This is a genomic window from Spirosoma arboris (assembly GCF_009754945.1).
Lineage (GTDB): Bacteria > Bacteroidota > Bacteroidia > Cytophagales > Spirosomataceae > Spirosoma > Spirosoma arboris.
In genome coordinates this window covers 98,059-122,864 of sequence record NZ_WPIN01000020.1, presented here as the reverse complement: position 1 = coordinate 122,864, position 24,806 = coordinate 98,059, and the positions used below count along the sequence as shown (strand labels likewise).

Annotated in this window: 24 protein-coding genes; 16 read left to right on the top strand and 8 right to left on the bottom strand. The window is 45.3% G+C overall.

Translation table 11 applies throughout. The features are described 5' to 3' along the window. Positions 1 to 459 precede the first annotated feature (459 nt). The 13 genes from GO755_RS34200 (at position 460) to GO755_RS34140 (ending at position 13,399) form a co-directional block, all read left to right on the top strand. Positions 460 to 1,065 (top strand): RNA polymerase sigma factor, encoded by a 606-nt coding sequence (locus GO755_RS34200; RefSeq protein WP_157589938.1) that lies wholly within the window; start codon positions 460 to 462, stop codon positions 1,063 to 1,065. A 7-nt stretch (positions 1,066 to 1,072) separates the two neighbouring features. Then, the gene (locus GO755_RS34195) at positions 1,073 to 1,276 is read left to right on the top strand and encodes a hypothetical protein (protein WP_157589937.1); all 204 of its coding nucleotides are present in this window, start codon (positions 1,073 to 1,075) and stop codon (positions 1,274 to 1,276) included. Further along, the gene (locus GO755_RS34190; RefSeq protein ID WP_157589936.1) at positions 1,273 to 2,115 is read left to right on the top strand and encodes a mechanosensitive ion channel family protein; all 843 of its coding nucleotides are present in this window, start codon (positions 1,273 to 1,275) and stop codon (positions 2,113 to 2,115) included. Before GO755_RS34195 ends, GO755_RS34190 begins: the two co-directional genes overlap by 4 nt. 74 nt (positions 2,116 to 2,189) lie before the next feature. Beyond that, on the top strand, positions 2,190 to 3,203 hold the full coding sequence (locus GO755_RS34185) for a DUF3078 domain-containing protein (RefSeq protein ID WP_157589935.1): 1,014 nt from the start codon (positions 2,190 to 2,192) through the stop codon (positions 3,201 to 3,203). A gap of 75 nt (positions 3,204 to 3,278) precedes the next feature. Next, the gene (mscL, locus tag GO755_RS34180) at positions 3,279 to 3,611 is read left to right on the top strand and encodes a large-conductance mechanosensitive channel protein MscL (RefSeq protein ID WP_157589934.1); all 333 of its coding nucleotides are present in this window, start codon (positions 3,279 to 3,281) and stop codon (positions 3,609 to 3,611) included. An 89-nt stretch (positions 3,612 to 3,700) separates the two neighbouring features. Next, on the top strand, positions 3,701 to 5,056 hold the full coding sequence (gene murD, locus GO755_RS34175) for a UDP-N-acetylmuramoyl-L-alanine--D-glutamate ligase (protein ID WP_157589933.1): 1,356 nt from the start codon (positions 3,701 to 3,703) through the stop codon (positions 5,054 to 5,056). 56 nt (positions 5,057 to 5,112) lie between these two features. Continuing rightward, positions 5,113 to 6,234 carry an FtsW/RodA/SpoVE family cell cycle protein gene (locus GO755_RS34170; protein WP_157589932.1) on the top strand — a complete coding sequence of 374 codons (1,122 nt, stop codon included), beginning with the start codon at positions 5,113 to 5,115 and terminating at the stop codon, positions 6,232 to 6,234. An 89-nt stretch (positions 6,235 to 6,323) separates the two neighbouring features. Then, a complete protein-coding gene (gene murG / locus GO755_RS34165; protein ID WP_157589931.1) occupies positions 6,324 to 7,436 on the top strand; it encodes an undecaprenyldiphospho-muramoylpentapeptide beta-N-acetylglucosaminyltransferase in 1,113 nt (370 codons plus the stop codon). Between the two features lie 42 nt (positions 7,437 to 7,478). Continuing rightward, positions 7,479 to 8,864 carry a UDP-N-acetylmuramate--L-alanine ligase gene (gene murC / locus GO755_RS34160; protein ID WP_157589930.1) on the top strand — a complete coding sequence of 462 codons (1,386 nt, stop codon included), beginning with the start codon at positions 7,479 to 7,481 and terminating at the stop codon, positions 8,862 to 8,864. A 36-nt stretch (positions 8,865 to 8,900) separates the two neighbouring features. After that, a complete protein-coding gene (locus tag GO755_RS34155; RefSeq protein ID WP_157589929.1) occupies positions 8,901 to 9,674 on the top strand; it encodes a cell division protein FtsQ/DivIB in 774 nt (257 codons plus the stop codon). Beyond that, positions 9,671 to 11,083 (top strand): cell division protein FtsA, encoded by a 1,413-nt coding sequence (gene ftsA, locus GO755_RS34150; RefSeq protein WP_227687191.1) that lies wholly within the window; start codon positions 9,671 to 9,673, stop codon positions 11,081 to 11,083. The genes GO755_RS34155 and ftsA overlap by 4 nt, the downstream gene beginning before the upstream one ends. Positions 11,084 to 11,165: 82 nt before the next feature. Next, a complete protein-coding gene (ftsZ, locus tag GO755_RS34145; RefSeq protein ID WP_157589928.1) occupies positions 11,166 to 12,629 on the top strand; it encodes a cell division protein FtsZ in 1,464 nt (487 codons plus the stop codon). A 65-nt stretch (positions 12,630 to 12,694) separates the two neighbouring features. Beyond that, the gene (locus GO755_RS34140; RefSeq protein ID WP_157589927.1) at positions 12,695 to 13,399 is read left to right on the top strand and encodes a DNA alkylation repair protein; all 705 of its coding nucleotides are present in this window, start codon (positions 12,695 to 12,697) and stop codon (positions 13,397 to 13,399) included. Between the two features lie 8 nt (positions 13,400 to 13,407). Here the strand turns inward: GO755_RS34140 and GO755_RS34135 are convergent, their stop codons facing one another. After that, entirely contained in the window at positions 13,408 to 14,100 is a 693-nt protein-coding gene (locus GO755_RS34135; protein WP_157589926.1) for a hypothetical protein, read from the bottom strand. A gap of 474 nt (positions 14,101 to 14,574) precedes the next feature. On the opposite strand from GO755_RS34135, the gene GO755_RS34130 reads away from it, so the two are divergent. Further along, complete coding sequence (locus GO755_RS34130; RefSeq protein ID WP_157589925.1) at positions 14,575 to 15,987, top strand: DUF418 domain-containing protein; 1,413 nt, start codon at positions 14,575 to 14,577, stop codon at positions 15,985 to 15,987. Between the two features lie 26 nt (positions 15,988 to 16,013). Continuing rightward, on the top strand, positions 16,014 to 17,381 hold the full coding sequence (locus GO755_RS34125; protein WP_157589924.1) for a DUF418 domain-containing protein: 1,368 nt from the start codon (positions 16,014 to 16,016) through the stop codon (positions 17,379 to 17,381). Positions 17,382 to 17,457: 76 nt separating this feature from the next. On the opposite strand, the gene ffh is transcribed toward GO755_RS34125, so the two are convergent. From ffh to GO755_RS34110, 3 genes are all read right to left on the bottom strand, one after another. Then, positions 17,458 to 18,777 carry a signal recognition particle protein gene (gene ffh / locus GO755_RS34120; protein ID WP_157589923.1) on the bottom strand — a complete coding sequence of 440 codons (1,320 nt, stop codon included), beginning with the start codon at positions 18,775 to 18,777 and terminating at the stop codon, positions 17,458 to 17,460. A gap of 4 nt (positions 18,778 to 18,781) precedes the next feature. Continuing rightward, a complete protein-coding gene (locus tag GO755_RS41935; RefSeq protein WP_317166017.1) occupies positions 18,782 to 18,904 on the bottom strand; it encodes a type II toxin-antitoxin system HicA family toxin in 123 nt (40 codons plus the stop codon). A gap of 86 nt (positions 18,905 to 18,990) precedes the next feature. Next, positions 18,991 to 19,242 (bottom strand): type II toxin-antitoxin system HicB family antitoxin, encoded by a 252-nt coding sequence (locus GO755_RS34110; protein ID WP_157589922.1) that lies wholly within the window; start codon positions 19,240 to 19,242, stop codon positions 18,991 to 18,993. 303 nt (positions 19,243 to 19,545) lie between these two features. Here GO755_RS34110 and GO755_RS34105 point away from each other — a divergent pair, with 303 nt between their 5' ends. Next, the gene (locus GO755_RS34105) at positions 19,546 to 19,857 is read left to right on the top strand and encodes a hypothetical protein (RefSeq protein ID WP_157589921.1); all 312 of its coding nucleotides are present in this window, start codon (positions 19,546 to 19,548) and stop codon (positions 19,855 to 19,857) included. 13 nt (positions 19,858 to 19,870) lie between these two features. On the opposite strand, the gene GO755_RS34100 is transcribed toward GO755_RS34105, so the two are convergent. From GO755_RS34100 to treF, 4 genes are all read right to left on the bottom strand, one after another. Then, complete coding sequence (locus GO755_RS34100; protein WP_157589920.1) at positions 19,871 to 21,526, bottom strand: glycerol-3-phosphate dehydrogenase/oxidase; 1,656 nt, start codon at positions 21,524 to 21,526, stop codon at positions 19,871 to 19,873. A gap of 170 nt (positions 21,527 to 21,696) precedes the next feature. Continuing rightward, entirely contained in the window at positions 21,697 to 22,308 is a 612-nt protein-coding gene (locus GO755_RS34095; protein ID WP_157589919.1) for a hypothetical protein, read from the bottom strand. A gap of 99 nt (positions 22,309 to 22,407) precedes the next feature. Then, complete coding sequence (locus GO755_RS34090; protein ID WP_157589918.1) at positions 22,408 to 23,163, bottom strand: outer membrane beta-barrel protein; 756 nt, start codon at positions 23,161 to 23,163, stop codon at positions 22,408 to 22,410. Between the two features lie 95 nt (positions 23,164 to 23,258). Further along, positions 23,259 to 24,788, bottom strand: coding sequence for an alpha,alpha-trehalase TreF (gene treF, locus GO755_RS34085; protein ID WP_157589917.1), 1,530 nt, complete (start codon positions 24,786 to 24,788; stop codon positions 23,259 to 23,261). Positions 24,789 to 24,806: the final 18 nt, after the last annotated feature.

The following is a 24,806-nucleotide window of genomic DNA, read 5'->3' as shown; positions in this document are numbered from 1 at the left end:
TTTATACCATATACCGATTTACCCATCAATTACTCAATGTTATTCTCATTATATTTTTGTAACCCGTGATATTTATTAGCACACTTAAAATTAAACATGGATCAAGTTTAATTAGATTTCTATGATTTTAATAGCATCTGCTATAAAACTAATGTCAGTATTTGATAAGTATCAAATTGGGCTTCATAGGTTAAAAATGCTTTAAAAAATGAGATTTAAGTAATTGTATAGTAGGTTTTGTCACTGCAATTAGAATACATTTGGGTCTTACTATCTAAATTGTTTGTAGTTGATAATCAGCCCAAAATGATGAAAACCATACCTAATTAAAGTAGAGTTCGTCTGTTTGGCGAAGCTTTTGCTTTATTTAATATGTAACCGAGCTTTTCCCTAATATTGGTCTCTAGGGGTAGTTACTTTTATTAAACTTTCAGGTCTTAACAGCCACCACCGTATAAAATGGAACATTTTTCGGACGAGGAGTTGGTTCGGCAATATGTCGAAACACAGCGGAACGTCTATTTTGAGCGATTGTATGAACGTTACTGTGATAAAGTATACAGGAAATGTTTGTCATTTACAAAAGATCCGACTCGGGCAGAAGACCTGACTCATGATATATTTTTGAAATTAGTCGTTAAACTCAGTGGGTTCAGGGAACAGTCTAAATTTTCAACTTGGTTATATTCAATTACTTATAATTACTGCACGGATCAACTTCGATCACATAACCTGCGTCGGGAAGTCTATATGGACGATGGTTGGGAGCGGTTAGATGTAGGTGCAGATGATGGTTTAGCTGAATTGGCGGAGATGGAAGCGCGTCAACTTGAGCATGCGCTACATCAACTTCCACCCGATGAGCAGGCTATGCTCCTCATGAAGTATCAGGATGATATTAGCATTCGAGATATTGCTAACATAAATGGGATTACGGAGAGCGCCGTCAAGATGCGCCTTAAACGGTCTCGGGATAAACTTCGTAAACACTACCTCGAAGGAGTTGTATTTTGGCTATTACTGGCTATTAAAATGGTATTATCTATTCGCTGGCCTTTTCGTTAACCAAACTATGGAAAACACAAATCCTTTTAAAGAACTTGAGTCGGACGCTATTTGTCCACCGAATCTGAAAACAGAATTAGTTTCAGAAATTGATTTGATTCGAAATGTTATAACAATTATAGATCTCTACATCGGCGACTTATTCGATCTGGCTTCTGCTATTGTTAACCCACCTTACGTAACTTCTGATAATACAACACCCCCTTTATGAAAGAACTTCCTGCATTGACTGATGTTTTACGGAATACATTTCAAACCCTGATTGACCAATTCGTCGAGTTCGTTCCACGCTTACTCGGGGCAATAATCATTATGTTAATTGGAATTGGCTTTGCCAGATTAGTATCGTTCATTGTACTCCGGGTACTTGGGAAAGTTGGCTTTGATAAAATTGGTAATCGCCTGAACGAAATCAGTATTATTAAACAGTTAAAAACTGAAATCAAACTGAGCGAAATCATCGCGAAAGTTCTTTATTACTTCATTCTGTTGGTTTTCATTAAAGCCGCTACCGAGAAATTAGGCGTAGCTGCAATCACCGAGATGGTTGCCTCGTTGATCAATTTTATCCCTAAACTGATTGCAGCAGCTATTATGCTACAAGTTGGTGTTTTGTTAGCCGATACGTTAAGAGGAGCTGTTGTAAGTGTATGTCAATCCTTTAATATTGCTTCAGGTCGACTGCTCAGTATGATTGTATTTGTCTTCTTTTTAGTCATTACAGTTATTAGTGCGCTGGGGCAGGCAGGTATCAATACAGAGCTACTTGAATCGAGCTTTAATCTTATTATTGGAGGAGTCATCTTCGCTTTTGCTATAGGTTATGGAATTGCCTCACGCGATTTGATGGCCAATATCCTGTCATCATTCTATACAAAAAACAAGTATAGAGAAGGCCAGATTATTCAGGTCGATGATGCAAAGGGCGAAATCATAAAAGTGGATAATTTATCGCTTACACTCCGCACAGGGTCAACAACTACAGTGGTGCCACTCCAAACGTTGCAAATGAAAAAAGTAGAAGTATTTGATAATCCTACTGCCGTATAACCTGCTACGAGGTGGACAGTCGTTACCAAAGACTACCTACCTCGTCAGAGGGACTGTAACTTTCAATACACGCTATGAAAACAAGTGCACTATCTGTACTTATGATTGGGATTTGCCTGAACCATGCGTTGGCTCAGGACTCACCCAAGGTTGTCCCGCCCGATTCCGTTCGGGTCACAACGAATTTTAAAGATATAGTGGCTATTAAGCCAGACACGTCTTACTGGCAGCGATCATTCAGTGGAGGGGTCAACTTCAATCAGGCATCGTTTAGTAATTGGTCGGGCGGTGGCGTTAATTCAGTTGCCATAGGTGGCGTTGTGGCAGCTCGTGCCCTCTACGAAAAAGGGAAAACCTCCTGGGATAATACGGCTGATTTACAATTGGGTTATGTTACTCAGTTAGGAAATACCCGCAAAGCTGCCGACCAGATCATTATCATTTCGGTATTAGGCCATAAAATCGCGCCAAAATGGGATTTGTTTGCCTCAGGAACGTTCAATACGTTTTTTGCCCCTGGTTATCGGTACGATCAACTTCCTGCCGACCAAACCCGGCTGCGCGTATCTAACTTTTTTGCCCCTGCGCAATTGACGTTGGCTGCCGGTTTAGCTTATAAACCCAACGACTGGTTTGCCCTCCGAATTAGCCCCATAGCCCCACGTTTTACATTCTTAGCCGACCAGAGCGTTCGAGTGAGACAATTGGCAGATGGTACCTATATTCCTGATGCTACTCAAACAGCTTATGGTGTTGCTCCAGGTAAAAGTAGCCGGACAGAATGGCTGGCGTTTCAATTACAAGCAGCCTTAAATCGAAACATAAGTCAGAATGTATCGGTAAATGCTCGTTATCAACTCTTTACGCAGTATGCAAGCTTAGATAATATCAACCATCGGCTCGATCTTATTATGACCGCTAAAGCAAGTCGTTATCTGAATACTACATTCGGGCTGATTTTACTTTACAATAAAGATTTTAGTTCATCACTACAGGTTCAGCAAACGCTGGCTATTGGGTTATCTTATAACATCAGTTCCTTTAAAACGAAAAAGGATCCCGCGAAACCCGGCGAAGGCCGATTTTGATTTGAACTAAAGAGTGCATACTTTACCGTATGTATCCGTATTAGTTATATTTCTAACCCTAAACAATGCGCCCTTATGTTAAGCGAATTTCGAACTTTTATTGCTCAGGGTAACGTACTCGACCTGGCCGTTGGCGTCATTATTGGCGCTGCCTTTGGTAAAATTACCACGTCGTTAATTGAGGATATTATTAATCCAATTCTGGGTTTAGTGCTGGGTGGAGTTGATTTTAGCCAGTTAAAGATTGTGCTAAAGGAAGCAGTAGGTACAACACCCGAGGTCGCTATTAGGTACGGTAATTTCCTTAACACATTAATTCAATTTTTGCTTATTGCATGGGTTATTTTTCTCATCGTAAAAGCCGCCAACCGCGCACGATTGTCAAATTCAATGGCACCGAAAGAATAAATCTTTTTACAAAATTTGCTTGAAAAGCCCTGGCCAATAGTCGGGGCTTCTTCATTTATGCGTTATTTTGCCAGTAGTATAGATTCACTATGGCAGTCCAGAAAATAGTTATTCTTGGTGGGGGCGAAAGCGGTGTGGGTGCTGCTTTGCTAGCAAAAGCCAAAGGGTTCGATGTTTTTTTATCCGATAAAGGAGCGCTGAAAGAAAGCTACCGGGCAACGCTCCAGGCAGAAACTATTGCATTTGAAGAGGGCTATCACACAGAAGAACGCATCCTGGATGCTATCGAAGTAATAAAAAGTCCTGGTATCCCCGAAAAGGCACCCTTAGTACAAAAGCTCCGAGCGCAGGGAACACCCATTATTTCAGAAATTGAATTTGCGGCCCGTTACACGAACGCCAAACTGATTGGTATAACCGGAAGCAACGGTAAAACCACAACAACATTATTAATTTATCATCTGCTTAAAACGGCAGGGCTGAATGTCGGCCTCGCAGGAAATATAGGTGATAGTTTTGCGGAACAAGTCATTACAGATACATTCGACTATTTTGTGCTGGAACTAAGTAGTTTCCAGTTAGACGATATGTATAAAGTGCATCTCAATGTAATGGTGTTACTCAATATTACACCTGACCATCTGGACCGCTATGAATACAACTTCCAGAACTACGTAGCGTCTAAATTTCGGATTTTGCAAAATGCAGTTCCCACCGATGACTTTATTTATTTCGCAGAAAGTCAGCCCATTCTGGACGAACTCACCAAACATAATCCATCGGTACATCAACTTCCTATCTCATTAGAAAAAGCCGTTTCGCAAGGTGGTTATTTGGATGATGGAGAATTAATAGCAACAAATAAGGCGCATTCATTTGCAATTTCGCAGTCTGAAACACCCTTACGGGGTCCGCATAATGCAATCAATATGTTGGCAGCCATACTGGCAGTTCAGTCGATAGGAGTAGCTAATGATGAGATTACAACTGGGCTAAAAACCTTCCAGAATGCAGCTCATCGGCTTGAGCCAGCCGGAACGATTAATCATATTCAATTCATCAATGACTCGAAGGCAACGAATGTCGATTCTGTTTTTTATGCCTTATCGAGTATGGATGCTCCCACAATCTGGATAGCTGGTGGTCAGGACAAAGGCAACGACTATAGCCAATTAGATAAATTAGTCGATCAGAAAGTAAAAGCCTTGATTTGCCTTGGCGTCGATAACCATAAATTAGTGGAGTATTTCGGCTCGAAAGTACCGGTCATTTATGAAACACAGTCAATTATCGATGCCGTAGCGAAAGGACTTGAGCTAGCGCAATCAGGGGATACGGTTCTACTTTCGCCTGCTTGCGCCAGTTTTGATTTGTTCAAAAATTACGAAGATCGCGGTAACCAGTTCAAAGCAGCAGTTAAAAACCTAATGATGAATGATGAATGATGAATGCCGCAGGTTGCATTTATCATTTATCATTCATCATTCATCATTCAGAAAACATGGCCCTCCGCGAGTGGATTCGTACGCATCTTAAAGGCGATCGCCAAATCTGGTGGATCGTTCTCTATCTCTCGATTATGAGCGTTCTGGTTGTTTATAGCGCAACTGGAACGAAGGCATTTCGGGAACTCGACGGAAACACTGAAGTTTTTCTACTCAAGCATGGGTCTCTCCTTTTGATTGGATTGGCCTGCACCTATTTCGCTCATAAGATTAATTATGTGTATTATGCCCGTCTGTCGAAATATGGACTTTGGCTTTCTGTCCCTCTGTTGTTATGGGCTTTCTTTAAAGGCTCGACTCTGAATGATGCATCGCGCTGGGTAACCATTCCCATTATAAATCAGACGTTCCAGCCATCTGATTTAGCAAAACTGGCGCTCATTTCTAATCTAGCTGCGATGCTAGCCAAACGGCAGCGTTTTATGAATGACCCAACAGTGTTGTTCAATCTTATTCTCTGGATAGGTCTTATTTGCTCGCTTATAATCCTCTCCAATACATCTACAGCTCTTTTATTAGGCGCAACCTGCTTTCTGCTAATGTATATTGGCCGTGTTCCAGTTCGCTATTTGGGCTATATGATTGCTGTTTGCGTCGTCTTTGGGGGCATTGCCTTAGCGGCAGGTCAACGTTTGGGAACAGCCGTTAATCGAGTTAAAAGTTTTTCAGACTCAGACACCATCGTCTATCAGGTCGAGCAGTCGTACATCGCACTTGCCAATGGTGGACTGACCGGTCAAGGGCCTGGCAACAGCCATCAGCGCAATACACTGCCTAATCCATTTTCTGATTTCATTTACGCCATTATTGTTGAAGAATATGGGCTTCTATTAGGCGGTATTCCCGTTGTGCTAGCTTATTTGTGGTTTTTGTGGCGAGGTATGAAAACGCTCCAGAAAGCAACTCGACCGTTTGGTGGGTTACTCTCAGCAGGCCTCACATTCAGTATTGTTTTTCAGGCATTTGCCAGTATTTGTGTGGCTATTGGCTTAGCACCTGTAACAGGTCAACCTTTACCCTTATTGAGTATGGGAGGAACATCATTGATATTCACAGGTTTAGCGATTGGCATTGTTCTTAGTGTTAGTCGTGATGAGGCCGATGAAAGTAAAATATAGATTGTCATTCCAAGTTCAAGGTTTCAAGGTTCATGTTAATAAGCATTGAACCTGAAACATTGAACCTGAAACATTGAATTCTACATAGAATGAAAGTTATTATCAGTGGGGGCGGAACCGGTGGCCATATCTATCCAGCCATTGCCATTGCCAATGAGCTGAAGGCAATAGATCCATCAACGAAGATTCTATTTGTTGGGGCCGAAGGCAAGATGGAGATGGAAAAAGTACCTCGTGCAGGGTATGAAATCGTGGGGTTACCTGTCGTAGGTATCAAACGAGAGTTAACACTGGCCAACCTTGGTTTTCCACTAAAATTAGGTCGGAGCTTACTTAAGGCGAGGCAAATCGTTCGTGACTTCCAGCCCGATGTTGCCGTAGGTGTAGGTGGCTATGCCAGCGGTCCTCTTTTACTTGCGGCATCGCTAAAAGGAATCCCGACGCTCATCCAGGAACAAAACTCGTATGCTGGTCTCACGAATAAAGTCTTAGCTCGCTGGGCACAACGCATTTGCGTTGCATACCCTGGTATGGACGCGTTCTTTCCGGCTGATAAGATTAAACTAACCGGAAACCCTGTTCGGAGTGATATTCAGTTTGCTGATCAGCAAGTGGATGCTGGCCTTAAGTTGTTTGGCCTCGAAACTAACCGACCAACATTATTAATTATTGGGGGCAGTCAGGGTGCACGAACTCTAAACGAGAGTATAGAAGGTGGGCTGGCGCGTTTTGTCGATGCAGGTATTCAGGTTATTTGGCAAACAGGGCCGGCCTTCATTGAACGGGCACGAACAGCTGTGGCCACGCTTGGCTCATCATTAATTAAGCCATACGATTTTATTTATGATATGGATAAAGCGTATGCCGTTGCCGATGCTGTCGTATCTCGGGCAGGAGCCTTATCAGTATCTGAATTATGTCTGGTAGGTCGTCCGGCTATTCTGGTTCCCTTACCAACAGCCGCCGAAGATCATCAAACCAAAAATGCGATGAGCTTAGTTGATCATAAGGCAGCCTTACTTGTCAATGATCGAACGGCACGTGAAGAACTTGTTACTGCTGCTTTAAATTTGCTGAACAATCCGACTCAACGGCAGCAGCTGAGTGTCGAAATTAAAACGTTAGCCAAGCCCAATGCTGCCCGCGACATTGCAAGTGAAGTAATTAAGCTGTCTGGGCCAAGCTCAGGCTTGGCCGTATAACTATATTTTAACGGGCCAAGGTTGAGCTTGACCCAGACAAAAATGACATTAGACCAATTCAAATACATTTATTTCCTCGGTATCGGCGGCATCGGCATGAGTGCGCTAGCCCGCTGGTTTAAGGTTAATGGCTACACTGTAGTTGGCTATGACAAAACGCCTACTGCCCTGACCGATGCCTTGCAAGCAGAAGGTATGGCGATTCATTTTACCGAAGACGTTGACCAGATACCAGTTGCCTTTCGGGAAAACTCTGCCGAAACCTTGGTTATATATACGCCTGCCGTTCCTAAAACGCACGCTGAATACATTTACTTTACCGAAAAAGGGTTTACGCTCCAAAAACGCTCACAGGTTCTGGGCTTGTTGGCAGGGCAGATGACAACAATTGGGGTTGCGGGAACGCATGGAAAAACCACCACGTCATCAATGGTTGCGCATATTCTACGCGCTGCAGGCGTAAACTGTGCGGCTTTTCTGGGCGGAATTACGAATAATTACGGCACAAATTTCCTGCTCAACGAACCTGCCGAAGACCTTCGCTCAGTTGTTTGTGTCGTCGAGGCAGACGAATTTGATCGGTCGTTTCTGACTTTATTCCCAACCTATGCCATCGTAACTTCGACCGATGCAGATCATCTGGATATCTACGGAGCCCACGACGCTGTACTTGAGTCATTTGGTAAATTCGTAAACCAAATCGAAACCGATGGTATTTTGTTCATGAAGCAAGGTTTATCTCTGGCAGACAAAACAAAAGCGGAGGTTCGACAGTATTCTCTCAAGGCAGGCGACTATTACAGTCAAAATCTTCGAATTGACCAGGCTGCATTTATATTCGATCTGGTTCATCCAAAAGGAATTATTGCTGATATTCACTTGATGGTGCCCGGATTTCATAACGTTGAAAATGCAGTTGCGGCCGGGGCCGTAGCGCTGGAAGTAGGTGTAGCGCCAGAAGCTATCAGGTCGGCGCTAACTACGTATCGAGGTGTTCGTCGACGATTTGAATATATTGTTAAAACTGATGAAGCCGTGCTTATCGACGACTATGCTCACCATCCTGCAGAAGTGCAGGCTTTCTTATCGTCGGTGAAAGCTTTGTATCCAGACCAGGAACTAACGGCAATTTTTCAGCCTCATTTATTCAGTCGTACCCGCGATTTTGCAGAAGGTTTTGCAGAAAGTCTGTCAATAGCCGACAACGTCATTTTACTGGATATCTATCCCGCACGCGAATTACCGATGGAAGGTGTTACGTCAGACCTGATTTTTCGGGGCGTACACTCGAAAACTAAACAAAAATGCACCAAAGCTGAATTACCCGACGTTGTGCGAAAAATGAAGCCTTCACTGCTTGTCACCATTGGGGCTGGTGATATTGACCAACTATTACCAACATTAAAATCTATCGTAACCTACCAATAGATAAAATAACTGAAAAACAATTCATCTTATTTACAGATGTTTTCTACCTTTAAATCATCCAAAAAGTGGTTGTTCGCCTTCGGAGGGCTTTTGAGTCTGTTTGGCCTCATTGCTTTTACCGAAATTCGGCATGGGCAGAAGCATGTTCAGGCGGTGATTATACGGATCGATCAGACTGATGGATACCGTTTTCTGACCCGTCGGGACGCAATGGGCTATCTGACTAACGAGGGTGCCGATCCAATTATAGGCAAAGATTATGCCGATGTTGATTTACGACGATTGGAAAAGAGGTTAAAACAACATGGATTGGTAAAAAATTGTCAGATTTCTCGTGATTTAACAGGTACCTTACTCGTCGTGATCGAACAACCTCGACCGTTGGCCCGGTTAGTGACCGCTAGTGATGGGGCAAGAACAGTATCAGGACAGTATGTAAGTGAGGATGGGCATTTTTTCCCGATCTCAATGAATTACTCGGCCCGCGTTCCAATTCTGACCGGTAATTATTTCGATCAGAATCGTTCGTTGGCTAGTGAACGAAACAAGGCGTTACTGGATTTATTAAAACGAATACATAATGATTCGTTCTGGCGTGCACAAATCGCCGAACTATCAGTTGATAAACAGGGTGAGGTGACCATGTGGCCGCAAATGGGTAATCATCAGATTGAATTTGGGCCACCCACCGAACTGGATGCTAAGTTTAGAAAGTTAAAATTAGTCTATACGGACGTTTTACCAGCCAAAGGATGGGATCGTTATAGCCGGGTAAGCGTCCAGTACCGAAATCAAATAGTTTGCGAATGACATCAACGGGCATGGACGAAAAAATTGTAGTAGGTCTGGACATTGGCAGCACTAAGGTGTGTGCCGTGGCCGGACGGTTGATTCGGAATAACAAAGAACAGGAAACGCTCGAAGTGTTGGGCGTTGGAGAAACGAATCTAACCGATGGAGTAGCCAAAGGGTCTGTCGTGAATGTGAATAATACAGTGAACGCTATCCGGCGAGCTGTAGCAGAGGCATCTAACCAATCTAACCTGAACATTCATTTAGTTAATGTCAGTTTCAGTGGTTCGCACGTTACGTCGGTTAAATCGAGTGGGAGTATTACGCGCTCATCGTCGGGCGATGAAGTGCAGACCGAAGACATTGATCATTTACTGAATGATATGTATCGTACGTCGATTCCGGCCGACAAGGAAATTATCCACGTTCTGCCAATGGATTTCGTAGTCGATACCGAAACGAATATCAATCAGCCTGTTGGTCGAAATGGTGTGAAGCTTGGTGCTGATTTTCAATTAATTACAGCCCAAGCAAACGCAGCCCGGAACATTCGTAAGTGTATTACACGCAATAACCTCGCGCAGGACACCATGATGCTGTCAGCTTTGGCATCGGGTTTAGCTGTATTGACTGACGAAGAAAAATATGCCGGTGTTGCCTTGGTCGATATTGGCGGTGGCACCACCGAAATGGCTATCTATTACCGGAATGTGCTTCGCCATGTAGCCGTTTTTCCCTGGGCCGGAAATAGTCTGACATCCGATATTCAGGCAGGATGTAAAATTCTCCCTAATCAGGCGGAATTGCTCAAGAAGAAATTTGGAAGCGCTAATCCCGGTGAATACAATCTAAATGAGGTAGTTGCTGTACCTGGGCTCAGTAATCGCAAACCGAAAGACGTCCTACTGAAAAATGTAGCCGTTATTATTGAAGATCGACTGCGCGAAATTGCCGCATTGGTTCAGGCTGAAATTATTCGGTCGGGCTACGACGGTAAACTGCTGGGTGGACTTGTACTAACCGGTGGTTCAGCTTTGATTCCGGGTGTAGAACATATTTTTGGACGTGTAACGGGAGTTGAAGAAGTTCGGGTTGGCTTTCCAGAACATCTTGAACCCAATGGCCGTGCCGATCTGGTTGGCGATCCTGCTTATGCTACTGCTGTTGGTTTAGTATGGGCAGGTTACAAGACGATCGACAATCGTATTTCGTTTATTAGCGATCCAAATCGAGCCCATAAAGAAGAAGATCAACCAATTGGCTCAGGCGGTAGGCCAGTCTACCCAATTGGGGGTGGCACAACCGTTAAACCCATAGGCGGAGGTGGCAAGATCCAAGAAACGCCCGAGCCACCCAAAAAAGGTTGGTTCGATAAGCTTATGGAAGCGCTTCAGCCATCACGTGGCAATGAAACCGATCCATATTAGCAAGACCATTAAATCGGTTCATTGACCGGTTTAATGACCAGATGCAGATTTTTGTAAATGAACAGACACCACAACCCACACGATGAATAGTCAGGGCTATAGATTCGAAATACCAGACGATAACCCAATCATAATTAAGGTTGTCGGCGTGGGCGGCATGGGAGGTAATGCCGTTAAGCACATGGACAAACTGAAGATGCGCGATGTCAGCTTTGCCGTGTGTAACACTGACCGTCAAGCTCTTATGAGTAACCCTGTGCAAACAAAATTGCAATTGGGCGACGGGTTAGGGGCAGGTACCGAAGCCAAAGCAGGTGAAGATGCCGCTCGTGCCAGTATCGATGAAATTCGAAACCTGCTCGCTCCGCCAACGAAAATGGTTTTCATTACGGCGGGTATGGGTGGCGGTACCGGTACCGGCGCAGCGCCCGTAGTAGCCGAAGTAGCTCGTGAAATGGGCCTACTGACTGTAGCAGTTGTAACAGCTCCGTACTGGTATGAAGGGACAGATAAAAAAGAGCAGGCTCGGGAAGGGATTGAAAAGCTAAAGAAAAGCTGCGATACTGTCCTCGTCGTATTGAACGATAAACTAGCCGAATTGTACAGCGAACTAACCTGGACTGAAGCCTACGCTCATGCCGATGACGTACTGGCCAATGCGGTAAAAAGTATTGCTGAAATTATTACGACTCAGGGCGACATCAACGCTGACTTTGCTGACGTTAAGAAAGTGCTTGAAGGAGCCGGCCAATCTGTTATGGGTTCGGCAGAAATTGGGGGCGAAGATCGGGCACTTAAGGCCATCGAAGCTGCGTTAAATTCACCTTTGCTGAATGACCACGATATCCGGGGTGCTAAACGGATTCTATTGACCATTTCGTCGAGTAAGCAACATGCCATGAAGCTGAAAGAGCAAATGGCAATTTCGGAACACGTTGCCAAGAAAATTCAGAGTGAAGCCCGTATGTTTAAATTTGGGGCCATCACCGACGAAAATCTTGGGGAGAACCTGCGGGTAACCATCATTGCTGCTGGCTTCGATGGAACGTCTGCGTTAATGGACCAGCTTAAAAATCCTCTCGAGCCGGACAAGAAAGAGATACAAGATGATCCAACTGACCCCAACGTCGATTTACTTCAGGGTGGTCTGGATGAAGAAGAAAAGCCTGAAGATTTGGTCCTGGTCGACGCCGATGGTAATGAAACAGATTCAGAGCCTGTCGGTGTTAGTGTCAAGCCCGACGATAAACAAACCCCAACTGGTGGCTACAATGGCGGTTCATCCATTATTCGTCCTGAACCGCCTGTGCTTACAGGTGCGTTTATAGATGACGATCGGGACATTGACGTTCTGGAGCTGGATGAAGAGGAAGAGAAACGTCCTAACGATGCTGATTTAATCCGCCGTACCGTAGAAGCGTTTGTAAAAGGCCAGTATTTAGCTGCCGACCTTGACCGTCCTACGTTTGAACGGAATAAGACAGTCCTTTATTCGCTACCGCTATTAGCTGAACAGGAGTTTGTGCGTTCGAAACTGAATGATTAATCAGGAGCCCATTCGGCTCTATTTCTGGCAGAGACTTAGCTAAGTCTCTGCTTTTTTTGTCACTAATGGATCTGACGTATACTGCCGTAAAAAATGCATTACTCGCTTTAGCCCAACCTGAACGAGCCGTTTTGATAGCGCGATTTTTCAAAACCGCCCCAGGTCAGTATGGCGAAGGTGACCAGTTTCTGGGTCTTTCGATGCCCCAACAACATATTGTAGCCAAACAGTACCAAAACCTGTCAATACAGGAAACGGAATTATTGGTATGTGATCCGTATCACGAATGCCGAATGGTAGGGCTGCTGATTTGGGTTAATCAAATAAAAAAGGCTGGCTCAACCAAACGGTCAGAAATTCTGGAACGCTACCTCGCTAACAGGCAGTATATCAATAACTGGGATTTGGTGGATGTTACCTGTCCACATATAGTTGGTCGATCAGTTATTCAGGGAGATCGATCTATTCTCTATGATTTGGCCAGTGAAAATCATTTATGGAGCCAACGTATCGCTATCATTTCCACCTTTGCCTTGATTCGGTTGGGGCAGTTTAGCGATACCTTCGCCATCACCGAACTTCTCCTATCTCACAAACACGACCTGATTCATAAGGCCATTGGCTGGATGCTGCGCGAAGTGGGCAAACGAAATGTAGATGCGCTGGAGGAGTTTCTGCACGACCATATTCAGCAAATGCCGCGTACCACCTTACGCTATGCTATTGAACGATTCGAGCCCGCTCGTCGACGGTATTATCTAGATTTATGATAGGCCGTTTACCAACTTCTAAGATAGGCAGGTATTCTGGCTTTAAAGGCTTCCAGACTTGGCCCTTGACGGTGAACAGTAACTTTGTGTTTCTCGAAACCTAATATGGGATAAGAACCCTTCTGCGCGGCCTGTTTGGTGGTAGTAAGAAACAGCTTAACACCTCGCGCTTTCGCAAAGCTCAGCGCTTTGTCGAATGCCACGATTGAACCATCTGGGTCTCCACTAACATTGCAACTAGTACACAAGGGTGCGCTGTAATTCTTGTGATCCCAGATTTTATCGGGTGGATAGCCGGCAAAAGACTCTTCAATCTTTATCAATAGATCAGAATAAGCACCTGCTAACAGCAATCCCTGATGGGTGCCATCTTTAATTGTTTCAGACTGGAAAGTTTTATCCCTGAACGGAAGCCGAATAAAGGCGCCATTTAAGCGGGCATAGTGTTTGGCACTCGTAAACGCATCGGGCAAATAGTCTTGTTTGGCCTGGGCTATAAAGTTGTCTAGCGAGCCAATCACAGTCCCGTAATTCTTACCACCCAATCTTGACTTCAATCTATCCAATTGCGCTACACCTTTGCTCGTAGGCGCTGCCAGGAGTGCAAATACAGTGGGTAGTTGAACGAGAATAGGGCTCTGATGAATTTCCTCTATGGCTAGCTCTACTGCTGACTTTTCGTTGATAGGCAGAATGGTCATGTTCTTAAGCAAGAGAAGGTTTTACAAAAACTGTGGGGTTTGCGAACGGCTTTTTCAAGTTTTCTGCCCCCTTTGTCAGACCAAAACTAATGCACCTAAAAACGCCCGAACTCAAAACTATGTATGAGGTAAGTTTGACTTTAAGTGTGGTGGTAATAAGTCTATAAATGGAGAAGTCATTATGGCTTCGTCTAAAACCTGGTCATAAAATCCTACCTGGATAAGCGCTAACCTTCTCAGTGACGTCCCATCCAAGACCAGTTAATTAATTCACAGCATGTTAGCTCAGTGATTTCGGGACTTTTCAAAACTAACAAGTATATTACACCATGCGAACAGCAGGCATTTTGATCTGATTGTCAAGCGACTAAGCGTTCTCTACGCTTGAATTGATAACAGGTCTTACCCATTAAGAAGTACCAATTATATGGCGAGTTACCGAAACTACTTAACCAATAAACTTCCTCACTATATATGATTTCACAAACCCTTTCCTCTGTTGATCTGGCTGGTATGGAGCCAAAATTTAACCTACAACCCGTTGCTCAAGCCACGCGCATTCAAACCATCGACATCCTGCGGGGTGTAGCTCTGCTGGGCATTCTGTTGATGAACATTCCAGCATTCGGACTGACCGAAGCCAGCGTTCAGGAATTAATTCGGGGACCACATGGTGGCAATTATTGGTTGAAAACCCTGATTTACATTCTATTTGAGAACAAAATGCGGGCGCTGTTTTCTATGCTGTTTGGGGCAGGAATCATCCTGTTTCTGGCTAAGAGTCGGACGGGTTCGGGTATGGCAGCACCCGAACTATTCATTCGACGCCAATTGTGGCTCATTGTATTTGGGTTAATCAACGCGCTTGTTCTCCTATGGCACTACGATATTTTGTTTGACTATGGTATTGTGGGCATTTTCCTGTTCCCATTCAAGCGTCTGTCAGCGAAGGCATTAGTACTATGCGCAGTTGTTGTAGGGCTGATTTATAGCGGTAAATACTACTGGGATTTTGCTGAACAAAAGCAGAAATATGAGAAGTACCAGAAAGTCGTCGCTTTTGAAAAGAAGCTCAAGGCAGTTAAGCCAGCTAACAAGAAAGTAAAACTGACTGACGATCAAAAAGAAGATAAGGAGACCTGGGAAGGCATGGTAAAGAGCAAAAAGTACGATAAGAAAGCGGATAAGGCGACTATTCTGGCCATGCGTTCCGATTATGTTACTGTCTGGAACCACCTGCTTCCCCAAATACAGCGAATGGAAGCTCCATTCTTCTACCAGTTTGGTTTGTGGGATATGGTTTCGATGATGTTACTGGGGATGGCTCTGTTTAAATGGGGCTTCTTTTCAAACAAACTCACCACCAGCCAATACGCTTTGTTAGCTGTCGGTGGCTTACTGATCGGCCAAACAATGGCCTGGCTTTCGCTGCCCTCACACGAGCTGAAGATAATCGACTATAGTAAATTTATTAGCACCAGTATACTTCCGCTCGACGATGTACTGATGCCATTTGAGCGAGCGTTTTCGGGCATTGGCTGGGCCAGCCTCATCTTGTTACTTTATCGCTCAGGAATAGCGCAATGGTTGTGGAAAGGGCTAAGTGCCGTGGGACAAATGGCCTTTACAAACTACCTAATGCAGTCGGTCTTGTGTACGCTCTTCTTTTATGGCTACGGCCTGGGTTATTATGGCGATCTGAAATTCTATCAGCTCTATTTCGTAGTAGCCGAAATCTGGCTCATACAACTGGTGTTCAGCGTGGCCTGGCTACAATTCTTTCGATTTGGCCCCCTGGAATGGCTCTGGCGTTCGCTGACTTATGGGGAGCGACAACCCATGCGATTAACTCAACCAGCTACTCCCAAAACATCTATCCTGGCCTAATTCACCTATTCTCACCAAACGATCTTATGGAAACCAATTCAATTGATACGCTACCCGCTGACTACATGCCTGTGGTCAATCTTCAAGCTCCGCAACCGGTAGCCAAAGCCAATCGTATACAGACAATAGACCTTATCCGAGGGTTCGCCTTATTGGGTATTCTGATGATGAACATCCCAGGATTCGGCTTTCTGGGCTCTAATTTCATCCCCTTGCTGAGTAAAACAGAAGGGCCGGATTTTTATACATTCGCCATTGTTGGGGTTGCTTTTGAAGGAACTATGCGTGGCTTGTTTTCTATGCTGTTTGGCGCGGGCATGGTCTTGTTTACGATGAGTAAGCAGGAACTGGAAGATGGCCCCACCGTAGCGGAATACTATTACCGACGATTGCTCTGGCTGGTGTTATTTGGTGTTTTTAACGCCTATATTTTGATGTGGTCTGGCGACATTCTATTCTTTTATGGCCTTTGCGGCATGCTACTGTACCCATTCCGCAAAACAAAAGCCGCCTGGTTGATTGGGTTGGCCGTTTTATGTCTGGGTATCAATACAATTCGAACGGAAATATGGTATAGTGGGTTGCGCGAAAACCGGGCAGGTTATCTTGAAGCCACTAAGCTGGAGAAAGCCCATAAAAAGCCAACCGAAAAACAGAAAGAAGCCAAAGCGGCCTGGGAAAAATTTGAGAAGAATCGAAAGCCAGATCCTAAAAAAGATGAGAAAGAACTAAAGGAAATGCGGGGTAACTATGGCACTGTCTTCGCTCATTTGGTCCCCCGAAACAGTGAGAGCGAGACCTACGGCACCTATTTTGGTACCTGGGATTGGCTGATGATGATGTTTATAGGCATGGCCCTGTTGCAATGGGGCTTTTTCTCTAACAAGCTATCTACGACAACTTATGCCCTAACGTTACTTATTGGCTATGGTGTAGGCTTACCGATAAGCTGGTTTTACGTATACTCGCAGGTAGGTTGGATTCAAAATCCCAGCTTATTCGTTGACACTTACCGAACCATCCCGTTTCAGGTGTATGACCTACGTCGGATCTTGTTGGCATTAGGGCACGCCAGTTTGCTCATTCTGATTTACCGGTCGGCGCTGGTACCCTGGCTAATGCGGGCCTTAACCGCCGTAGGACAAATGGCTTTCACGAATTACCTATCGCAGTCGATTATCTGTACGCTGTTTTTTCACGGGTACGGGCTGGGCTATTACGGCAAGCTGTCATATTACCAACTGTATTACGTGGTCGTTGCGGTCTGGATTTTCCAACTCATTATCAGCCCCATCTGGTTGACGTACTTCCGCTTTGGTCCGTTTGAATGGGTCTGGCGCAGTTTGACATACTGGAAAGCCCAACCCATGCGCCGAGCGCTAGACGTTGCTTAAGGCTCAAAGGCTACAAAGAAAATAGCCCTGACCGTGTCAAAACAGTTAGGGCTATTTTCTTTATGATGCTTAGGGATTATCGCATCATTTTGTTCAGCTTGCCAGATGACTGCATGGTGTTCATTTTCTTCATCATCTTGCGCATCTCATCAAACTGTTTCAACAGGTTATTCACTTGCTGAATATTGGTGCCACTACCAGCAGCAATACGTTTTTTACGGCTTCCATCGATGATGTCAGGGCGACTACGCTCCTTTGGTGTCATTGAACTAATGATGGCTTCAATAGGTTTGAACGAATCGTTATCGATGTCTAAATCCTTAACCATCTTTCCCATACCTGGAATCATTCCGAGCAGGTCTTTGACATTACCCATCTTTTTGATCTGCTGCAACTGCGACAGGAAGTCGTCGAAGTCGAACTGATTCTTACGCATCTTGGCATTGATGCGCTTGGCCTCGTCTTCGTCAAATGCCTGCTGCGCCCGTTCTACCAGGGAAATCACATCGCCCATGCCTAGAATCCGACTAGCCATCCGATCTGGATAGAACACGTCGAGCGCTTCCATTTTTTCGCCTGTGCTGATGAATTTGATCGGTTTATTAACGACTGTTTTGATAGAAAGAGCCGCTCCACCTCGGGCATCACCGTCGAGTTTAGTTAGTACGACCCCATCAAAATTGAGCCGTTCGTTAAACGTTTTAGCCGTATTAACAGCGTCCTGCCCCGTCATGGAGTCAACTACGAACAGTGTTTCGGTAGGGTTAATAGCACGTTTAACAGCTTCAATTTCCTGCATCATCGCTTCATCGACAGCCAGGCGTCCGGCAGTATCAATAATCACGATTTTCTTACCTGTTTTACGGGCCTGATCGATACCATTTTTCGCAATGGCAACTGCATCTTTATTTTCAGGTTCGGCATACACATCCACACCGACCTGTTCGCCCAGAACTTTCAATTGGTCGATAGCTGCCGGACGGTAAATGTCAGCCGCTACGAGAAGTACATTACGTCCCTGCTTTTTGAGGTAGGCCGCCAGTTTGCCCGTAAAGGTTGTTTTACCAGATCCTTGCAGGCCGGCAATCAGGATTACAGCTGGGTCGCCTTTAATATTAATACCCTGTGCTTCACCACCCATCAACTCGGTCAGTTCTTCCTGAACGATTTTGACGAATAACTGGCCCGGCTCTACGGAAATAAGCACCTTTCGGTCAAGCGCTTTATCGCGAATACGATCGGTAATTTCTTTCGCAACTTTATAGTTTACGTCAGCATCAGTGAGAGCACGACGAACTTCTTTAATAGTTGCGGCAACGTTGATTTCGGTAATGCGGCCCTGCCCTTTAAGGGTCTTAATAGCCTTATTTAGCTTATCCTGAAGATTCTCGAACATGCGTTTAGACCTCGTTCCGGTCAATACCGGCTTGTTTCAAAATGGTGTAAAATGTACCTTTTGCCATATCCCGATTACCATGCATTGGTACAGGAATAGTGCGATTTAGTTCTTCGTTAAAATAGATGTGGTGGCTGCCTTTTATGCGCTGTAATTCCCAGCCGCTTCCTTCAACAAACTAATCAGACGTTTCGGTGAATAATCCATTAAAAATTAGGCTGCCTGATCAGTTAGTGGTGTAAACGGCAGATTGATAGAATATTCAAATGTTTCACTATCGTCTTCAATAGGGATTCCCTTTTCAGCGTATACCTCTAAACAACCTTCAGCAGCTTCACGAGCCATCGCAATTGCTTCTTCAATAGTTTCACCCCACGTTACACAGCCAGGAATGGACGGCACTACCGCCGTGTAAACGCCCTCTGGCTCTTTACGTAATAAAACTCGATACGTGGCTTGTTTCATTGCTATATGGACCATGTCGTTACAAAGATAACAGTTTCCAACGGTCAATAATTGCCAAATAGTTAACAAGGTTGTGGATGCATATGAACACAATAAAAAAATACTGTTTTTTCGCTTTCGTACAGAACAATATTTTTTTGGCATTATAGTTGATAGAGAATAGACGATCACTTATTTCTTTAACTTTTAATTCAACTATATGAGGCAATAGTACTATTTATGTTTATATTAGCCGTGAATGCATCTTCATTGTTTGCAAGAATTGCTGGTATGACCCTACAGTAACTCTAAACCAACTGCCTCATGAGAACTCTTTTGATGAAAAAAGCTGCGGGCTATCTGGCTACTGCTTCCTTAGTAACCTGCCCGTTTGTATCGTCGATTACCGTCGCGATGCCTTTGCAAACTGCATTCACTACGACCTCAACTTCCAGTAAAGAGTCATTCAAACCAGCCAGCAATCCTGTTTTAGTTCGTAATACGACGGCTAAACCAGAAAATCCGGCAACGACTGCGCCAGCGAAAGTACAAGATAAGAAAACCATTGGCCGCTGTTGGAAACGCCTGATGACTATGGTTCGGGAAGTGAGTCATGCTCACCATACCAAGAAGTAGAGGTACAGAAAAGCTATATAGGGGCCATAACGGACTGTTCGAAAGGCAGTCCAGCCTGCTTTATAAACTCTCCAAGCAACTGTTGATAAGATCGTGTCTGCTCCGCGCGATACGTCTCGCTCCAACTCAGTTCAGCAGCCATCAATTCGGCAACCTGTGGGGCAAGCTGAGCCGTTAGTTGCCAATTTGAAAGCTCCAGACGCCACCGCCGAGCCAGTACATCCCGCAGAGTAACTGCCATTTCTTCACGTACCTGATACACGACTTCAGCCTTTAGAAAAGGTTGACTGTCGATTAATTTCTCGGCTAAGCCCAATTCCTGTTGTGCTAGTTTCGCAACACGTTCAGCACGGTTGCCATAGGTTTTCATCAGGTGCTGACAAACATCGGCAGGAAGACCATAGTGCGCTTCCAGGGATTGCCAGTCGTCGAAACGGTAGTTTTCGCCCCCAATTAAATAATGGTTTTCGGTGCTACTCTTAACGGGCTTGTTCAGTAATTCGGCAACACGGTCAATGGCATCCTGTGCCATTATCCGATAGGTTGTCCACTTCCCTCCCAGCAGGCTTAGTAAGCCAGATTCCGGATCGTGTTCCACCTCATGGTCCCGAAGCAATGTTTTTGTATCGGCCCGGCTACTGACAATCAATGGGCGGATACCACCAAAACCAGCCTGTATTTCCGAGCGAGTTGGCGCTTTGGCTAAATAAGGCCGTACCGTTTCGAGTAGATAATCGACCTCATCAGGCTCCAATACGGGTTCCTGATTCAGGTCTTTGTAATCATTATCGGTTGTCCCGACAAATACTTTATCGCCAAATGGAATCGCAAACACGACCCGACCATCGGCAGTTTTAGGAATCAGTATAGCATAATCGCTAGCCAGCGTTTCGCGTGGCAATACGATATGAACTCCCTTACTCGGCCGGATACGTTGGTCGATAGTCGGATTAGCCAGCAAGCGAAGCGCATCGGCATAGGGGCCGGTACAGTTCAGGAATATGGTGGCTTGTACTTCGATTGTTTCGCCCGTAAGCTGATCCTGAACCGTAGCGCTTTTAATCCGTCCATTCTCACGCCTAAAACCAGTTACCGCAGCGTAGTTAACTACAGCGGTTCCAGCTTCATCGGCTGAGTGAGCAAGAGCCAGTGCATAACGGGCATCATTGAATTGCCCGTCGTAATACAATACTGCACTGTGCATCTCACGCGTCAGCATCGGGCTTTTGACTAGTGCCTCTGCCTGGTTGAGCCAACTTCCTTTTGGAAAAGAATCGTGACCGGCAATTAAATCGTAGAGCGTGAGGCCGATAGTCATATAAAGCCCCTCGAACCAACTGAATACAGGGGTAAGTATTGCCAGTGGATGAGCTAAGTGTGGAGCATTTCGAATAACTGTCCGGCGTTCTGCCAAACCGTGACGTACCTGACGAAGCTGTGCTAAATCAAGTTTTTTGATCGCCTGCTCTAAATACCTAACGCCCCCATGAATCAGTTTGGTGGAACGGGACGAGGTTTCACTGGCAAAATCCCCCCGATCAATCAGGGCAACGCGATACCCGCGTAAGGCGGCATCTAACGCTGCACCAGCCCCACTGGCGCCCGCACCAATAATACAAACATCAAATGATTCCTGCCGTAGCCGCTCCCGATTTACGTTCCGATTCATAGTACTCAGATCAATCCTGATTAAGTCAATGAACAGACAGATAGCATCAGAAATAATCAAGCTATTGCTCGAAAATTCTGGCTCATATCTACCAAATTCTTGCCATAGATTAATCAGGTAACGGCAGAAACTGGGCAATTAGTTGCCTCACTATCTTTAATTTATCCAACTTATGAAGAGAAACTACGGCTGCGGCCTCCAAAAAATCCACTACGCCCACTCGATGGCCGAACAGTACGTGTCACGCGGGAGGTTCGAACGTTTTCACCAACGCGCGTAGAGCGATTGTACAAATCGGAATTAGCATAGATTCCTGAGCCGTATCGACGTGCGTCATCGCGGTATTGCGGAGCGGTAGAACGGCCCAGCATATAGCCCAGACTCCCCCACAACAGCGCATTGGCCAACCCATTATGATGATAGGAATGATACGCTCCCGGATTATGGAGGTAAGTATTTGTTGACTGGTCATTCTCAACAAGTCGCTTGGCAGCTTCAACACTTAGCGTGTCGCGGTGACCATCATAATAACTCACAATAGCTCCTGCCTTGCCTGGATCGGCTTGCACTTCATCGGTGATTTTAAAATTACCGGGGGCAGTTTCAGTGATATACGTCCGCACACCTTTTCCGAAGCGGGTTTCCGTTTGCTCTTCGTCGGAGTCGTTGTTGCCACAGCTCTGAAGTGCAACGGCACCGCCAAGAAGTGCCAGGCTAAGGGTGGTACTAAGGGTAATATCTTTTACACGCCGAAGAACGGCATGTCGGCGAGTGGGTGTCATGACCTAAGTTAGTTAAGAATCAGCTACTAAACTACACTCCCAAAGTCAGGGGTACAACCAAATAGGGATGAACTGTCGGCTGAGCTTAGCAAACGGTTGTTAGAAAGGACGATATTTGGTACCAAATAATACCACTAAGCCAGCAGATACGCTTACAACGCCAACGGTTCGGTCGCTGCTATAGGTTGAACTTTGCGAGACGCTGTTATTACTTTTAGCCGTTGAGGTCAGATTGGTAAATGTAAAATCAGCGCGGCTATAATCGGCATTGAGGTTAAGGGCCGTACTCCGGCCAAGCCGATAGCGGACAGATAAACCACCACCATAAGCCATTGCATTACTCTGCGAACCCGTCGTTTTCACCGACATTTCGGTATGCCCGAATGTACCAGCCATCGACGTATTCGGGAGAACAGCCAATGCTCTTCCAGCCAGCAGGCGTCCATCAACTGAGAATCGACCAGTTATTGGAATCGAAATGTATGGCCCAACCATCACCGTCATAATTGACCAGTTATCGGCCTTAGCGGTCCAGACATCCGACTCGTTGCGATAAAGCGCATCGAGCATGGCAGCGGTATTTACCGAATTTCGATGCTGTTCGCCACGAATCATCAATCCTACAGGCCCAGCAACCCGATAACCCGCCGATACATTAAAGGCAAGTCCATTTCCAGCCATACAAGCCTGATTGTCGGTAGATGAGCAGCTTGCAAATCGACCGACAGGCATACTAGCTCCCGCCGATACAGCAAAAAAACCTTTTTTATCCTGATGTGATAGAATAAACGTCTTCTGGCAAAAGGCAACGGTTGTCATACCAGCAGCCAGTACGGTTACGAAGAGCTTTTTCATGGCCTACTAAATTTTAGGGTAAGTTGTTACAGGCTTACTCTACAAATTCGATGCCACAAATATTCAATCAATATAAATCATTGATTATCAATATATTAATCTTTATTTTGCACACTCATGGCCAGGTATACCCCGTTTGTCCAGCCGAACCCATCTTGATTGGGATACTCTCCCCCACCTGTGGTTATAGCCGCATCAACGACGTTATATTTTTCCATCATCTTGCCTGTCGCCCGAAAAACCTTGTCGTTTAGTGCCAGCCATCGATCACGACCTTCATTAGCGGTTTCAGTGAAACCATAATTGGTCAGAGCACGATAGACAATCCATTGCAACGGTGCCCAACCGTTGGGCCAATCCCACTGTTGTCCCGTTTGATTAAGCGTTGTCACCCAACCACCCGCTTGCAGAAAATCGGCTTTGAGCCGGTCATGAACGCGTGCAGCCTGTTCGGGAGTAGCTAATTTAAAGAATAACGGGAAGGCTCCCGCCAACGTTAGTACTTCGGTTTGTCGACCAGCAACAACATCATAGTCATGGAAGAACCCTGTTTCTTCATTCCAGAATGTTTGCTGGATAGCTTTCTTTCGGTCTTTAATCAACCAGTCGTACTCATCATAGGCCAGCTTATGGTTACCAGTCCGAAGAGCCGTATCGTGTAGTGTTACTTCGAGCCAGTAAAGCAGGCAGTTTAAATCTATAGAAACAATATTGGCCGAGTCAATCGTGGTCATTGCTTTCTGGTCTTTAAACCAGCGGCTACTAAAATCCCAACCCGATTCGCAGGCAGCCCGGATATGCGTGTATAATTCTTCGGCCACGACACCCAGCGGTTGCGCTTCTTCGGTTAGTTCGATTTCCTGCCGATACGCTTCGGGGCGAGGTGTAGGCGTATTGTCCCAGTAACGGTTTAAAATTCGATTGCCTTCCAGTTTGACAACACGTTTATCTACAGGTTGTTCGTCTGTTAAAGAATGGTGCCCATCCATCCAGAAATCATATTCTTTCAGAAGTTGCGGTTGGTAGTTGACCAGTGCCTCTTTTCCTTCAATCTCGGCTAACAGACTTACCATCAGTGCGAAATAAGGTGGCTGAGACCGGCTCAAAAAATAAGTCCGGTTTCCGTTTGGGATAAAGCCAAACTGGTCGATCAGGAAGGCGAAATTGTCGAGCATTCCGCGTATCAGGTCAATTCGCCCGGATTCTTTCAGGCCCAGCATGGTAAAATAGCTATCCCAGTAGAAAATCTCCCGGAACCGCCCACCCGGAACGACATACGGGTGCGGCAATGGTATCCGCGAACTGCCTTCTATGTGTGGATCAGCCTGACGCGTAAGTCGGTCCCAAAGTCGATTTATGTGTTCGGTTGTAGTGATGGTGGTATCACTAACGTAGTCGCTGGCAACTTTATCGGGTAAGACAAAATACTCATGCACAAACGCAGCCAGATCGAAATCCACTTTGGTTTTCTCGCTTTCGTAGAGCGCAACAAGATCTTCGGGAACGAGCTTGGGTACACAGTCTACGAATGTTTTGGAGTCGGCGAAAACATGCCCTAACTGCACATCCTGAAACAGCGTGCCGAAAAGTTGATCAGGCGATTTGGGGAAAGATGAAGTTGCCAAAATAGAAAATAAAGGTTC

What these genes read in the sequence shown, in the direction of transcription:
- GO755_RS34105 (WP_157589921.1), top strand. Translation starts at nt 19,546, where the DNA reads ATGAGAACTCTTTTGATGAAAAAAGCTGCGGGCTATCTGGCTACTGCT.
- ffh (WP_157589923.1), bottom strand. Translation starts at nt 18,777, where the DNA reads ATGTTCGAGAATCTTCAGGATAAGCTAAATAAGGCTATTAAGACCCTT.
- GO755_RS34140 (WP_157589927.1), top strand. Translation starts at nt 12,695, where the DNA reads ATGGATCTGACGTATACTGCCGTAAAAAATGCATTACTCGCTTTAGCC.
- GO755_RS34090 (WP_157589918.1), bottom strand. Translation starts at nt 23,163, where the DNA reads ATGAAAAAGCTCTTCGTAACCGTACTGGCTGCTGGTATGACAACCGTT.
- GO755_RS34170 (WP_157589932.1), top strand. Translation starts at nt 5,113, where the DNA reads ATGGCCCTCCGCGAGTGGATTCGTACGCATCTTAAAGGCGATCGCCAA.
- GO755_RS34110 (WP_157589922.1), bottom strand. Translation starts at nt 19,242, where the DNA reads ATGAAACAAGCCACGTATCGAGTTTTATTACGTAAAGAGCCAGAGGGC.
- ftsZ (WP_157589928.1), top strand. Translation starts at nt 11,166, where the DNA reads ATGAATAGTCAGGGCTATAGATTCGAAATACCAGACGATAACCCAATC.
- GO755_RS34130 (WP_157589925.1), top strand. Translation starts at nt 14,575, where the DNA reads ATGATTTCACAAACCCTTTCCTCTGTTGATCTGGCTGGTATGGAGCCA.
- GO755_RS34190 (WP_157589936.1), top strand. Translation starts at nt 1,273, where the DNA reads ATGAAAGAACTTCCTGCATTGACTGATGTTTTACGGAATACATTTCAA.
- GO755_RS34195 (WP_157589937.1), top strand. Translation starts at nt 1,073, where the DNA reads ATGGAAAACACAAATCCTTTTAAAGAACTTGAGTCGGACGCTATTTGT.
- GO755_RS34100 (WP_157589920.1), bottom strand. Translation starts at nt 21,526, where the DNA reads ATGAATCGGAACGTAAATCGGGAGCGGCTACGGCAGGAATCATTTGAT.
- GO755_RS34200 (WP_157589938.1), top strand. Translation starts at nt 460, where the DNA reads ATGGAACATTTTTCGGACGAGGAGTTGGTTCGGCAATATGTCGAAACA.
- GO755_RS34125 (WP_157589924.1), top strand. Translation starts at nt 16,014, where the DNA reads ATGGAAACCAATTCAATTGATACGCTACCCGCTGACTACATGCCTGTG.
- GO755_RS34155 (WP_157589929.1), top strand. Translation starts at nt 8,901, where the DNA reads ATGTTTTCTACCTTTAAATCATCCAAAAAGTGGTTGTTCGCCTTCGGA.
- murG (WP_157589931.1), top strand. Translation starts at nt 6,324, where the DNA reads ATGAAAGTTATTATCAGTGGGGGCGGAACCGGTGGCCATATCTATCCA.
- GO755_RS34185 (WP_157589935.1), top strand. Translation starts at nt 2,190, where the DNA reads ATGAAAACAAGTGCACTATCTGTACTTATGATTGGGATTTGCCTGAAC.
- mscL (WP_157589934.1), top strand. Translation starts at nt 3,279, where the DNA reads ATGTTAAGCGAATTTCGAACTTTTATTGCTCAGGGTAACGTACTCGAC.
- ftsA (WP_227687191.1), top strand. Translation starts at nt 9,671, where the DNA reads ATGACATCAACGGGCATGGACGAAAAAATTGTAGTAGGTCTGGACATT.
- GO755_RS34135 (WP_157589926.1), bottom strand. Translation starts at nt 14,100, where the DNA reads ATGACCATTCTGCCTATCAACGAAAAGTCAGCAGTAGAGCTAGCCATA.
- murD (WP_157589933.1), top strand. Translation starts at nt 3,701, where the DNA reads ATGGCAGTCCAGAAAATAGTTATTCTTGGTGGGGGCGAAAGCGGTGTG.
- GO755_RS34095 (WP_157589919.1), bottom strand. Translation starts at nt 22,308, where the DNA reads ATGACACCCACTCGCCGACATGCCGTTCTTCGGCGTGTAAAAGATATT.
- murC (WP_157589930.1), top strand. Translation starts at nt 7,479, where the DNA reads ATGACATTAGACCAATTCAAATACATTTATTTCCTCGGTATCGGCGGC.